The sequence below is a fragment of the Dermabacter sp. p3-SID358 genome, from assembly GCF_025147465.1.
Taxonomy (GTDB): domain Bacteria; phylum Actinomycetota; class Actinomycetes; order Actinomycetales; family Dermabacteraceae; genus Dermabacter.
Genome location: NZ_JALXOZ010000014.1, coordinates 26,742 through 39,281, shown reverse-complemented (window position 1 = coordinate 39,281; position 12,540 = coordinate 26,742). Strand labels below are relative to the sequence as shown.

Sequence of the window (12,540 nt, the reverse complement as noted above, 5' to 3'; positions counted from 1 at the left end):
ATCAGCGTCACACCATAGGGCGGCCGCGCCCACGCGCGGCACGGGCGGGAACCAGTGCGTGCACACTGCTTCCCGCCCGTCTTTTGCGTCAATGCGGAAACGCACAGGGGCAAACCGGCAACGGGGCCGCGCAGCACCTATCTACCCCCTCGAGGGAGGGAGCAATCACGAGGCGCCAAATCGCTCAAGCACCGCCAGAGCGAGCTGCGCCAAGTCCTTCTCGGTAAACCCGGGCCAGCCATTGAGCGCACGCCGCCACACGGGATCGATAGCCTTATAGCCCACGACGGCGCCCGCGAGCGCACCCGCGATTGCCGCGACCGTGTCGGTATCGTTTCCACTGCGCACCGCCGCTTCGACGACGCGCGTAAAGTAGGCGCGGCGCTCGAACTTGTCCTCGGGAACATCCCCCGCATGGCACAGGGCCGAAACCGCTCCTTGGAAGGCGTGAATGACCCACCCGTTTCGAGCGAAATACGCGGGCGGAGCACTGTGCGCCTCGGCGATGAGGCCCCTCCAATAGTCACGGCGTTCAGGCGTGAGGCGGCCAAGGCCAGCATCGATCGTGAGCTCGCCGGTGAGAATCGCGTGACGAATAGCGAAGCTCCACAGGACTGCCGCCTCGATCGTCTCGAGGTCGACGTGCGTAAGCGTGTTGACGAAAACAACGGCGCGCTCGAATTCGTCCTCGCTCGCGAGGAGGTACGGAAGAACAACCGAATAGGCGCGCATGAGCCCGCCGTTGCCAGCGGTGTGATGCTGCGCTTTGTGGATCGCACGGGCCGCCTCGTGCATGTCGCGGCCAGAGGGCACGCTGTTGCCGTGCGATTGCGCGGTCTCGAGGGCGGCGAGCAGCACGTTCGAGGTGAGGATCCCGATGTCGGGGGTTTCTCGCGACCACTGGTACCAGCCGGCGGCGATCGCGTCGAGAGAACTTTCGCTCGTGAGCGAATCACCGTGGATCTCGTGGGCGGCCGCCCGCATGATGACAATCGCCATCGCCGTGTCGTCGGTCCACTCCCCCGGCTTCCAGCCGAGCTGCCCGCCACCGGTCATGGCCACGTCGTCGGAATCCGCAATGGGAGGCTCGAATTCGTAGGGCGCTCCGAGAGCGTCGCCCGTGGCAGCGCCGAGTACCGCGCCGAGTGCGCGTTCGCGCTGCTGCTTGCTGAGGCTGTGCGGATCGTGCGGCCGTTCAGGTTCCCGGGCCGCCGTAGCCTCGGTTGAAGGGGCGATGTCCGACAATTTCAATCCCCTTTCGTTCCCGTGAAAACTCGTGCGGTGTGCGCACGGGCGGTGTTGGCGCCGCCCTGCGCACACCGGTCACGCCAGTTTAAGCCGCGTTTCTCGCATTTTCCTGTACCCAATGGGCAAATGCGCATCGGCTCACTACGCTTGGAAGGCGCATCCGGTACCCGGCTGACCAAGGAGATTGTGTGAGTACAGCGCCTGAGCCCGCCCACGACGTGGATCCCGGCACTGATCGTTGCTCGTGCGGCAGCGACCACGACCACGGCCCCACGGGCAACGACATCGTTCACGCGCTCGGGCGTGGTTTCGCCATACTTTCGCTGCTCACCCCGCTTCTCGCTCTCGTGCTCGCTGCAGCGAGTCTCGCGGCGACACCGACCTCAACGGGCGTGGTGTTCCTCGGCATCGGCCTTGGCCTCGTTCACCTCGCTCTCATGCTTGTGGCGGGCATGGTGGGAACTAAGAAGGGCGCGGCGATGACCCGCTCGCCATGGTTCCTCGTGGGCCGTGTGGCGATTGAGGAACTCGTGAGACTGCTCGTCTGTCTGATTGCCCTCGTGACCCTGAGTTGGCAGTGGACTGGTGCGCTCGGCCTGTGGATCGGTGTGGGAGCGATGCTCGTGTGGGCGACCCTCGCGACCGTGCAACTTGCCGCCTCTCGCCGGCGGATCACGCGGCCCTCGGACTGGTCGAAGGAGACTGTCCTCAGCATTCTCGACGGCGGCATTTCGGTGCGGCGCGCGATGTGCGTACGCTTCCTCGACATCGCCGGGTTGTTCCTGTTCCAGCTTGGCGCCTGCACGCTCGTGACAGCGGCCCCCATCATGACGGTCGCGACGATCGTTCTCTCGATCGCCTCGGGCCTTTCAACGCTTATCGTGCAGAGCCTAAGCCCGCAACGCCGCAAGAACTCCCCGTGGGCGTTCGCCCCGTTCGCTATCGGCATCGTGACGGCCGCGCTCGCGGTCATTTTCGTGCTCGCGCCAGGAATAGCCGCGCTCGCCTAAATTTCCCTATCTCATCCTCGCTGGCGCGGGTCGAGAAAAGCCGGGCGCGGTGGGGCGGTTCCGACGCTTGCTACGCGCCCATCGCTCCCGAGAACGCAACCATGGCGAGCGCCAACAGGGCAATCCAGACGGTGCTCATGGCACCGAGGAGAACGGGCTTCCCGCCGACGCTGATCAGCCCCTTGATTTTCACCCCGAGCCCAAGCGCGAACATCGCCGCCGCAAGCAGCCCTGTCTGCAGGAGCTTGACTCCCGCAAGCGCCTGCGGGGGCATGATGTGGAGCGAGCCGAGACCAACCATCACGAGGAAGCCCACGACGAAAAGTGGCACGACCGGCGGGCGCTTTGTGCTCTCGCGCAGCGTGCCGCGTGAGCGTGCTGCGAGGGAGAGCGCGACCGCGACGGGAGCGAGAAGCACCACGCGCGTGAGCTTGACGATCACTGCGACCGAGAGGGCCGAGGCACCGTAGGCTCCTGCGGCGGCGACGACCTGCGCGACCTCGTGAGTGCTCGCCCCGATCCACGTGCCGCCCGCGCTTTCTCCCATGCCCATCGCGTGCGCGGCAAGCGGCGCGAGCGGAATCATGAGGGTACCGAACAGCACGACGAGCCCGATCGCGGTGGCAACTTCCTCTTCGTTGGCGTCAGCGATATCTTCAACGCCGGCAACGGCGGCCGCACCGCAGATCGAGAAGCCGCACGCAATCAGGATCGACAGTGGGCGGCTGATGCCCAGGGCGCGTGCCATGGCGAGAGTGCCGAGGATCGAGAGGGTGACGACGAGGATGACGCCCACGATCACGCGCCAGCCGAGCGAAAGGATGTCCCCTACCGCGAGCTGCAAACCGAGCAGCACAATCCCGACGCGCAAAAGCTTCTTCGCCGTGAACTGGATGCCCGCGCTCCACGACTCCGGAATTGTCCAGAGGTTCGTGAGGAGCGCACCGAGCACGATCGCGATGAGCAATGGGCTCACCGCGGGTGCAGCGAGGTTCACGATCACCGCGAGGACTGCGACGAGCACGCACGGCACGAGTCCGGGCACGAGAGAGGGTGAAGAGACGCGGGAAGAAGATGAAGCTGGCACGGCCTCATTCTAGGAATCCAGGCGTGCTTGCTCAGATTTTCGGGACCGTAACGTGACACATCCACCCTTCCCAAACCGCAGATCGTTAGGGTGGAGGCAACCGTCGGACACCCCGATTTCCCCTATCCCGGAGGAGACACATGACCTCGCCCGAATCCCAGACCGGCCTCGATCTCACCCAGATCGATGAGTCCGTTCGTCCGCAGGACGACCTCTTCGGCTTCATCAACGGTGCGTGGCTCGCCTCGGCTGAGATCCCAGCCGATAAGCCGAGCTACTCGGAGTTCATGCGCCTGCACGACCTCTCTGAGGAGCGCGTGCGCGGCATCATCGAAAAGGCCGCGGCCTCGAACGCCCCGGCCGACTCGAATGAGGGAAAGATCGGCGCGCTCTATGAGCTCTTCATGGATGAGGCTCGCTTGAACGAGGTGGGCACGCGCGATCTCGAGCCGCAGCTCGAGCGGATCCTCGGCCTCGCCGACCGTTCAGCGCTCACGAGCTTCACTGGCGAAGCAACGGCCCCCACCGGCATCATCGCTCTGTACGTGTGGACAGACGCCAACAACCCCGACCGCTACCAGGCTCAGATCGGCCAAGCGGGCCTCGGGCTTCCCGACGAATCGTTCTACCGCGACGAACAGTACGGGGCGATCCGCGAGGCCTACGTTAACTATCTCGCGACCCTTGCCGACCTTGCGAAGCTCCCGGGGCGAGCCGGGCTCCCCCAAGGCGATGCGCGCGCACTGGCCGAAACCGTCATGGATCTCGAGACTCGCATCGCGAAAGAGCACGTCGACGTCGTGCGCCGGCGCGACAGCGAGAAGTCGAACAACCCGATGAATGTCGCCGAGCGCGCCGACGCCTTCCCGAGCTTCGACTGGGACGCCTACTTCGAGGGCGCTGGCGCGAAGGCCGAGTGGGTCGAGACCATCAACATCAACGAGCCGGAATACACGGCGGCCATTTCGAAGCTGTGGGGCAGCGAAAGCCTCGAGAACCTCCGCGCGTGGCTTGCACTCCACGCGATCGACGCGGCTGCGCCCTACCTGAGCGATGAATTCGTGAACGCCCACTTCGCCTTCCACGGCGCCACGCTTTCGGGCACCGCCGAGATCCGCGAGCGCTGGAAGCGAGGCGTGAGCCTCGTGGACTCCGCTCTCGGCGAGGCGTTGGGTGAAAAGTACGTAGCCGAGTATTTCCCGCCGGAGGCGAAGGAACGCATGGAGCATCTCGTGGAGGCCCTCATCACCGCCTACCGCGAATCGATCTCCTCGCTTGAGTGGATGACCCCGGCGACCCGCGAAAAGGCCCTCGCGAAACTCGAGAAATTCACGCCGAAGATCGGCCACCCCGAGACCTGGCGGGATTACTCGAGCCTCACCATTGATCCCGATTCACTCCTTGCCACCGTCGGAAACATCGCGACGTTTACCCATGACTACGAGATCGCAAAGCTTGGGCGGAGCGTCGATCGCGGCGAGTGGCACATGACCCCGCAGACGGTCAATGCCTACTACAACCCCGGCGCGAACGAAATCGTGTTCCCCGCGGCAATCCTCCAACCCCCGTATTTTGGGATCGATGCGGATGATGCCGTGAACTTCGGCGGGATCGGCGCGGTGATCGGCCACGAAATCGGCCACGGCTTCGACGACCAGGGCTCCAAGTACGACGGCGACGGCGCGCTCAAGAGCTGGTGGACCGAGGCTGACCGCGAAGAGTTTGAAAAGCGCACGCGCTCACTCATCGCCGACTACGACGCGATGAGCCCGCGCAATCTCTCGGATGAGCATCACGTGAACGGCGCTTTCACGATCGGCGAGAACATCGGCGATCTCGGCGGGCTCACGATCGCGCTCAAGGCGTATCTCAACGAGGTTGGCGAGGCGGCACACGAAGTGGGGGCCGACGGTTACACGGGCATCCAGCGCCTCTTCCTTTCGTGGGGTGCGGTATGGCGCGGCAAGAACCGCGAGGCCGACGCCATTCGTCGCCTCACAATCGACCCGCACTCGCCCATGGAGTTCCGCGCGAACGGGGTCGTGCGCCATATTGATGCCTTCCACGACGCCTTTGAGGTGAAGGAAGGCGACGGGCTCTTCCTCGCCCCCGAGCGCCGCGTGAGCATCTGGTAAGCGATGGCGCACAAGCACGAGTACCTCACTCCGTATGAGGGCAGGGTGAGGCCGGGGCGGGTCGCGTGGGCCCGCGTCGTCCTCACCCTCGTGATCGGCGCGGCAATCTGCCTGTTCGTGTTGCTGACCTTTGGCGACCCCGGACTCGGCACCGCTATCCTCCTCGCGATCGGTTTCGCGGGGTATGCACTATGGGCGTGGATGCGCACGTCGATCGGGTTCGTCGTAGACGAGCGTGGCCTCACGCCGAAGCTCGGCGGTTTCCTCGCGCGGCCCACGTGGCCGCTCGAGGACTTCCGCACGGTGCAGATCCGCGTCGTTGCACCGGAACGGGTCGGCTCACTCGTGGGCAACATCGGGCTCGGGCGCGCCGAAGTCACGGTCTCCCGCATGGATGAGGTACGCCCGGTGGCGCCGCTCAAACCTCGCACGCTTGTGGGGCCGCAGGCCGACACTCGGTTTGCGGTCACCCGCGGCGGTGAGCTCGTGGAGATCATCGGCCGAGACGGAGGGTCATACCTGCTCAGCCCCGAGCACCCGCGCGAGGTCGCCGAGGCGATCGCGAAGGCCATCACATTTGCGCGCTGAGCACTCGCGGCCCTGCCCTCACCTGCCTGTACACTTGTGGGCGTCATCCAACAGACAGGGGAGCACCGACCGGTGCTGAGAGTGCGCAAAGGGCGCTGACCCTCGAACCTGATCCGGTTAGCACCGGCGTAGGGAGTCGGGATTTCTCGCATGCCGCGGCCACGCCGCTTCACGGGCATGCCCCTTCCGAGTGGAAGGAGTGGTGATGACCGATCAACGCACAGCGCGAGCGGGCTTTTCCGAGCGCATTAAGTACCGCACGATTGATCTCGTCGTGATCGTCATGGTCGGCGTAGCCTTCGGCGTCGCCTTTGCCGGCTACGCGCACCTGTACAACCTTGTGGCCCCTCTCACCGCGGTTTTCCCCCCGCTCGAGGGCCTCCTCACTGGCTTCTGGTGCCTTCCTGCTCTCGTCGCGATGTTGATCGTTCGCCGCCCAGGCGCTGCCTTCGGCGCGGAAATTATCGCGGCGTGCCTCGAGGCGCTCCTCGGCAGCCACTTCGGTGTCGGCGCGCTTATCTCCGGCCTCATCCAGGGCGCGGGTTTCGAGATCGCGTTCGCGCTCTCGGGGTGGGCGAGTACGAGCGCTGCGGTTGTGATTGGCGGCTCGCTTCTGTCGACCCTCTTCGAGTGGCTTTACGAGATCACCGCCTACTTCCCCTCGTGGTCTGCGGGCTACAAAGTCATGCTTCTCGTATTCTTCTGGATCAGCGCCCTCACGCTTCTCGCTGCCCTCGGGCGCGCTATCGTCACGGCGCTCGCGAAGGCCGGCGCGCTCAATCAATTTCCGGTGGGCAGGGACTTTACCGTCTCTCAAGCCCCGCGTGGCGGTTCTAGAATCGATGCATGATGACCACAGCTGCTCCTGATAACCATTCCGCTTTTCGCTACCGCACTATCGATCTTCTCGTTGTTGTATCGATGGGCCTGATCGCGGGCGTCGCGTTCTTTGCCTACGCCGCCGGTCTCGGCGCACTCAAGCCCGTGTTCTCGCTTTTCCCGCCCAGTGAGGGCATCGCCGCGGGTCCGTGGGCTCTGCCGGCGGCGCTCTCGATGCTCATCGTTCGCAAACCGGGCTCGGCACTTGGCACGATGTGGATTGGCGCGGTCATCGAGGCACTTCTCGGCTCGCACTTCGGGTGGACGGTGCTCATCTCGGGCGCGATCGTTGCGATCGGCTTCGAGGTTATGGGCGCCGCCACGAAGTACGCGAAGCCGTCGTTTAAGTGGGTTCTCGCAGGTGCCTGGATCTCGATGGTTTTGCAGTGGATTTGGGAGCAGTTCGTGTTCTTCCCGAGCTGGGCCATGCCGTTCCGCTTCGCCCACCTCGCACTGTTCATCATTTCTGGCGTCATTCTGCTTGCGTTGCCGGCGCCGGCAATCGTGCGCGCGCTTGCGAAGACCGGGGCTCTCGGGAACTTCGCACCCGGGCGTGAGGAGGCCGCACAGCGGTGAGTGAGAGCCCGACGCTTGCCTCCACCCGCCGAGCCGTGGGTGTGGGGATCGATGACTTCACCTATACGCCACCGGGGCGTAGGGCCCCGGTTCTTTCTGGCCTTTCCCTCCAGATTGATGCGGGTGAACGCGTTCTCCTCACGGGTGCGAGCGGCTCGGGAAAATCGACGATTCTCAAGGCCCTGAGCGGCCTCATTCCCGAGGACCCACCGGAAGGGGTCGACCCCTCGGCCCCGCTCCCCGAGGCATCTCCCGTGCCGGGCGTCGCCCTCATGGTGCAAAATCCCGTCCACTCGTTCGTGGGCGCGACGACGGGAATCGATACCGCTTTCGGCCCGGAAAATGCGAGCGTTGATCCCTCACGCATGCCCGCAATGGTGCGCGATGCACACGCCGCGGCCGCGTTTTCTTCTCCGCTCGATGCCAACCCCTACCACCTTTCTGGAGGGCAGCAGCAGCGCCTCTCCCTCGCGGGCCTGATCGCCACCGGCGCCGGGGCGATCGCTCTCGACGAACCCCTTGCGATGCTCGACGCCAAGACGGCACTCGCGGTACGCGACGCCATTTGCGAAGCAACCGAGGGCCTCACCCTCGTCGTTGCGGATCACCAAGTGGAGCTCTGGCGCGACCACGTCGACCGCGTCATCCGCATAGGTGCGGGCGGTCAGATACTTGAGGACGCTCCCGCGGGGGCATGGCGCGCGGACGACTCTCGCGGCGAAAGTGCGCTCGGCAGCGAACAAAAGCCGCTGCGAGGAGGCAACGAGGGTACCGCCCTCATTGACCTCGAGGTTCCCGCGACGCTCGAGGGCCGCACGCTGTTTGCCGGGCCCGTTCACGTCGAGCTTTACACCGGGGAACTCGCCGCGCTCACGGGTCCGAGCGGCATCGGCAAGTCGACCTTGATCCGCTACCTTCTCGAGGAGACCCGTGAACGTACGGGTAGGGGGAAGCGCGCAGCGAAAAGGGCGCCGTTTCGAGCCGCATGGCTCCCGCAAAACCCCGAGCAGAGCTTCGTCGCCCGCACCGTCCTCGACGAGGTGAAAGCCGGCGCCGAGGATCCGAGCGACGATGAGGCCGCACGGGCGTGGCTTGAGGCGACAGGCCTCGCCCACCTCGAATCCGCCGGCCCCTTCACACTTTCAGGGGGCGAGCAGCGCCGCCTCGCCTTCGCGACGGCACTCGCCTCAGGCCGCGACATTCTCGTGCTCGACGAGCCGACGGTGGGCCTCGACGACGCGGCGTTTGGCGCGGTGGCTGAGCTCATTGCTCGCGCACTCGTCAGCGGCCGCGCGGTTCTTGCGGCCACCCATGACGAGCGGCTCGTGCGCGCGTGCGACCGAGTCATTGCCCTCGAGGCAGCGCCGGGGCGTGACGATCTCCGAGAGAGTATCGCGTGCCAGCAACCGTCGGACCCGTCCCCCGCTCCCCCAATCCCGCGCGTTCCCCACCCGCCGCGCGCCGTCGCTGCCGATAAGCTCAATCCACTCACGATCCTCGCGGTCGCTGCTTTAGCCTTCGCTGGATCGTGCGGAATGCACACGCTCGCGCCGACGCTCACGGGCACCATCCTCACGCTCACGCTCATCCCTCTCGCCTGGCGCACTCCAGCCCGGCTCATGGCGCGCCTTGCACCAATCGTGCTCGCGGCGCTCACCATCGCGTGGTCGGCCGGGATTCTCTCCGGCAGGCCACTCGGCGAACTGTCGACATGGCAGAGTGCCGGCGTCGAGGGCCTGAGAATCTTCGCCATGGTCGGCCCCGGCGCGATCCTTCTTGAAGGTCTAGACCCGACCCGCTTCGGTCAGGCTCTCGCCCAAAAGTGTCATGTTCCCGCGCGGTTTGCGGCAGCCATGAGTGCGGGCCTTGCGCGGCTCGGACACGTGTTTTCGCAGTGGGGCGACATCGTCTTTACGCGCCGCATCCGGGGCATCCAGCAGCGCAATTCCTTCGCGCTCTACGCCGGTGCAACGTTTGCGCTTCTCGTCTCGACGCTGCGCGGCGCGGAGATCCAAGCTCTCGCGATGGACGCGCGCGGATTCGCGACGGCGCAACGGCGCACGTGGGTCCACGATGCGCGGTTCACGTGGCACGATGCGTGGGGCTTGGGACTCGGGATCGTCCTGCTGGCCGCGCCCATCATCGCTACGCTTGTGGCATGAGTGACAACACCGCGCCCCAGCCCGGTACCGACGCCGATGAGGCCGCCGCACTCGCGCGCGCCCTCATGGACGCTGCACGCGAGGGGAACCTCGATATTCTCCGCCCCGCCATCGAGGCGGGAATTCCCCTCAACATGCAAGATGCAGACGGCAACACCATGCTCATGCTTGCCGCGTACCACGACCACGCGGCACTCGTGAAGCTGCTTGCAGAGCACGGCGCGGACGTCGACCTTCTCAACGACCGTGGCCAGAGCCCGCTCGCGGGCGCCGTATTCAAAGGTTTCGACGACGTGGTCGCGGTGCTCGTCGAAGCTGGTGCTGATCCCGATGCGGGAGTGCCCAGCGCGCGCGAGAGCGCTCGGTTCTTCTCCCGCGCCTACGCCTTCTGAAGACGTGTTTCCGCGCGCGCTAACGCAAGCGCACCGTCGAGCGGCGAGGCAGCCTCACGCACGTCGAACCCCTCGCGTTCGAGCGCATAGCGCATGAGATCCCCTATCGGGCCGCGAGCGGTGAGGACACTACCGGCGAGGACGACACTCACGGGTGAATTGCCGCGAAGAGGATCCGCGAGCGCAAGGGCCCCCTCGAGGAGACTGTCCACGGCTTGCGCGACGATCTCGCGTGCGACCTCGTCACTTTCGCCCTCGCCGAAATGACCGAGCTCGGTCACGATCGGGGCGAAACGCCCGTACTCGGCCGGGGTCAGGTCGTAGGCTTCACGGATGAGCGCTTGGCGTGGGTCGAGCTGGGCAGCGGTGTCACGCGGGTTGAAGCCCAGCGCCGCGCATACACGGTCGGTGAGGGCTGTCGAGCTCCCGCGCGCGTCGAGGTCCGCCGCCACTGCCTCGAGCGCGCGCTTGCCAAGCCACACGGCCGAGCCGACGTCCCCTAGCAGCCATCCCATGCCATCACGGCGCACCGACTCCACGCCCCGGACATAGCTCACGCTTGCCGCGCCGGTGCCCGCGAGAACGAGAACGCCGGTGGGTCGTGACGCGGATGCCGGGAAGGCACTCGCGAATGCCGTGCACAGGTCATCGACGACACGAACGCTCGCGGGATCGACCTGGATGTGGTGAGAGGCCGCTTGCGAGACAACGGCCTCACGCACGAGCGCCTCGATGCGCTCGTGGCGGGCGGGCCCCGCTCCAGATATGCCGAAGACGGCCTTTTCCAGGGTGCTACCGGTGTCGAGCGGGGCGAAGGCGCGCGCAAGTGTCTGCTCGAAGTGCTCGAGCGCGTCGGGCCCGGAGGACCTCACGTTAAACCCCGCGCCCTCGACGCGGACCGGCGTGAAACTCTCGCCACTTCGCCCATCGGCTCCCTCGATTGCGAGGCGCGTGTGGGTCGCTCCGACGTCGGCACCCAGAATCACGGAAATCGGCATGTCAGCAGTCCTTTCGGTCTCGCCCAGTATGTCATCCACCCCACAAGTTGTGGTAAGTTTCATCTTGAGGCATACGGATGAAATATTTTTTCACGACGGTGCCCGTCCCCCATAGCTCAAAGGAGACACTATGATCACCCGCAGGAACCTCATCGCCACCGGAGCGCTCGGCGCGGCCACCGTGGGCCTCGCCGCGTGCGGCAATTCGGGCGGTTCCTCCTCCAACCCCACCGATAAGGCCGCCAACGACGGCAAGACCATCACCCTGTGGATCATGGAGGGCACGAACGCCAAGACTGACGAATACGTCAAAGCCCTCCAGGAGGAGTTCACCAAGCACACGGGCGCGACTCTCAAGGTCGAGGTCCAGCCGTGGGATGGTGCGCACGACAAGTTCGTGACCGCCATGGCGGGCGGCACCGGCCCCGACGTTGCGGAGATCGGCACAACCTGGACTCCCGAGTTCGCGGATGCAGGGGGCCTCGACGACCTCACGGAAGACGTCAAGAAGGCCGGCATCGACTCTGACCTCGTCGATGCACTCAAGGAAGCGGGCACGCTTGACGGCAAGCTGTATGGCATGCCGTGGTACGCGGGCATCCGCTCGATCCTCGCGAACAAGGAGATCCTCGAAGCCGCGGGGGTCAACTCCCAGCCCCAGTCGTGGGATGACCTCCTCGCCATGATCGATACCCTCAAGACGAAGAACCCCGACGTCATCCCGTTCCCCGTCAACGGCGGATCCCCCTTCGCTCTCCTCCCCTTCATCTGGGGAGCAGGCGGCGACATCGCCGAAGGCTCCGGCAAAGACTGGAAGGCCACCATCAACGAAGCGCCCGCAGTCGAGGGCCTCACGTGGTACACCGACCTCGCCCTCAAGCATGGCTCGTCGACCGAGGCCGCCTCGACCTGGAAGGAGACCGACTCCCTCAAGCAGTTCCAGGAGGGCAAGGTCGCCATGTTCATCACCGGTTCGTGGGTGCCCGCAACCGTGAAGGCAAGCGACGAAGAACTGTTCAACAAGCTCACGGCTTTCACCATCCCCGCCAAGGACTCGGCGATCGCCGCCAGCTTCGTGGGCGGTTCCCACCTGTGCCGGTTCCTGGACTCCGAGGAGCCCGAGCTCGCCTTCGAACTCATCAAGCTCATGACAACCGGCGAATTCGCGACCCGGTGGAGCGAAGAGACGAACTTCTTCCCCGGCACGAAGTCAGCGCTCGACGAGACCATCGAGAACGGCACCGACCTCACAAAGGTCTTTGCTTCGCAAATGACCGAGGCCGGCAAGTCCGTACCCGTTACTCCAATGTGGGGCCAGATCGAGGGCAAGAAGACCCTCCCGAACCTCCTGAGCAACGTGCTCGCCGGTGGCCAGGCTCCGCAGGCTGCCGCTGATGCTGCCGCTAAGGAAATGGACGGAATCTTCGGCGCCTAAGCCGCATTTTTGTTCACCGACCATCGCTCG

Annotated in this window: 11 protein-coding genes and 1 riboswitch; of the genes, 8 read left to right on the top strand and 3 right to left on the bottom strand. The window is 65.4% G+C overall.

The features are described 5' to 3' along the window. Positions 1-165: 165 nt before the first annotated feature. Positions 166-1,245 (bottom strand): ADP-ribosylglycohydrolase family protein, encoded by a 1,080-nt coding sequence (locus tag M3B90_RS07420; RefSeq protein ID WP_259889471.1) that lies wholly within the window; start codon positions 1,243-1,245, stop codon positions 166-168. Between the two features lie 191 nt (positions 1,246-1,436). Here M3B90_RS07420 and M3B90_RS07415 point away from each other — a divergent pair, with 191 nt between their 5' ends. Beyond that, positions 1,437-2,258, top strand: coding sequence for a hypothetical protein (locus M3B90_RS07415; protein ID WP_259889469.1), 822 nt, complete (start codon positions 1,437-1,439; stop codon positions 2,256-2,258). A 70-nt stretch (positions 2,259-2,328) separates the two neighbouring features. Here the strand turns inward: M3B90_RS07415 and M3B90_RS07410 are convergent, their stop codons facing one another. Then, positions 2,329-3,345 carry a YeiH family protein gene (locus M3B90_RS07410; protein ID WP_259873608.1) on the bottom strand — a complete coding sequence of 339 codons (1,017 nt, stop codon included), beginning with the start codon at positions 3,343-3,345 and terminating at the stop codon, positions 2,329-2,331. A gap of 140 nt (positions 3,346-3,485) precedes the next feature. Here M3B90_RS07410 and M3B90_RS07405 point away from each other — a divergent pair, with 140 nt between their 5' ends. The 6 genes from M3B90_RS07405 to M3B90_RS07380 all read left to right on the top strand — a co-directional run bounded on the left by M3B90_RS07405 (position 3,486) and on the right by M3B90_RS07380 (position 10,077). Then, complete coding sequence (locus M3B90_RS07405; protein ID WP_259889467.1) at positions 3,486-5,480, top strand: M13 family metallopeptidase; 1,995 nt, start codon at positions 3,486-3,488, stop codon at positions 5,478-5,480. 3 nt (positions 5,481-5,483) lie between these two features. After that, positions 5,484-6,068, top strand: coding sequence for a hypothetical protein (locus M3B90_RS07400; RefSeq protein WP_061211265.1), 585 nt, complete (start codon positions 5,484-5,486; stop codon positions 6,066-6,068). A gap of 46 nt (positions 6,069-6,114) precedes the next feature. Further along, a riboswitch (TPP riboswitch) is annotated at positions 6,115-6,220 on the top strand. A gap of 53 nt (positions 6,221-6,273) precedes the next feature. Beyond that, a complete protein-coding gene (locus M3B90_RS07395; RefSeq protein WP_061211264.1) occupies positions 6,274-6,918 on the top strand; it encodes an ECF transporter S component in 645 nt (214 codons plus the stop codon). Further along, a complete protein-coding gene (locus M3B90_RS07390) occupies positions 6,915-7,523 on the top strand; it encodes an ECF transporter S component (protein ID WP_259889464.1) in 609 nt (202 codons plus the stop codon). The genes M3B90_RS07395 and M3B90_RS07390 overlap by 4 nt, the downstream gene beginning before the upstream one ends. Continuing rightward, a complete protein-coding gene (locus M3B90_RS07385; protein ID WP_259889463.1) occupies positions 7,520-9,685 on the top strand; it encodes an ATP-binding cassette domain-containing protein in 2,166 nt (721 codons plus the stop codon). The genes M3B90_RS07390 and M3B90_RS07385 overlap by 4 nt, the downstream gene beginning before the upstream one ends. Continuing rightward, a complete protein-coding gene (locus M3B90_RS07380) occupies positions 9,682-10,077 on the top strand; it encodes an ankyrin repeat domain-containing protein (protein WP_061211262.1) in 396 nt (131 codons plus the stop codon). Before M3B90_RS07385 ends, M3B90_RS07380 begins: the two co-directional genes overlap by 4 nt. Here the strand turns inward: M3B90_RS07380 and M3B90_RS07375 are convergent. Further along, complete coding sequence (locus M3B90_RS07375; RefSeq protein WP_061211261.1) at positions 10,065-11,075, bottom strand: N-acetylglucosamine kinase; 1,011 nt, start codon at positions 11,073-11,075, stop codon at positions 10,065-10,067. The two genes, M3B90_RS07380 and M3B90_RS07375, sit on opposite strands and share 13 nt — an antisense overlap. A 130-nt stretch (positions 11,076-11,205) precedes the next feature. On the opposite strand from M3B90_RS07375, the gene M3B90_RS07370 reads away from it, so the two are divergent. Next, complete coding sequence (locus tag M3B90_RS07370) at positions 11,206-12,510, top strand: sugar ABC transporter substrate-binding protein (protein ID WP_061211260.1); 1,305 nt, start codon at positions 11,206-11,208, stop codon at positions 12,508-12,510. Positions 12,511-12,540 lie beyond the last annotated feature (30 nt).

What these genes read in the sequence shown, in the direction of transcription:
- M3B90_RS07405 (WP_259889467.1), top strand. Translation starts at nt 3,486, where the DNA reads ATGACCTCGCCCGAATCCCAGACCGGCCTCGATCTCACCCAGATCGAT.
- M3B90_RS07400 (WP_061211265.1), top strand. Translation starts at nt 5,484, where the DNA reads ATGGCGCACAAGCACGAGTACCTCACTCCGTATGAGGGCAGGGTGAGG.
- M3B90_RS07395 (WP_061211264.1), top strand. Translation starts at nt 6,274, where the DNA reads ATGACCGATCAACGCACAGCGCGAGCGGGCTTTTCCGAGCGCATTAAG.
- M3B90_RS07390 (WP_259889464.1), top strand. Translation starts at nt 6,915, where the DNA reads ATGATGACCACAGCTGCTCCTGATAACCATTCCGCTTTTCGCTACCGC.
- M3B90_RS07380 (WP_061211262.1), top strand. Translation starts at nt 9,682, where the DNA reads ATGAGTGACAACACCGCGCCCCAGCCCGGTACCGACGCCGATGAGGCC.
- M3B90_RS07375 (WP_061211261.1), bottom strand. Translation starts at nt 11,075, where the DNA reads ATGCCGATTTCCGTGATTCTGGGTGCCGACGTCGGAGCGACCCACACG.
- M3B90_RS07370 (WP_061211260.1), top strand. Translation starts at nt 11,206, where the DNA reads ATGATCACCCGCAGGAACCTCATCGCCACCGGAGCGCTCGGCGCGGCC.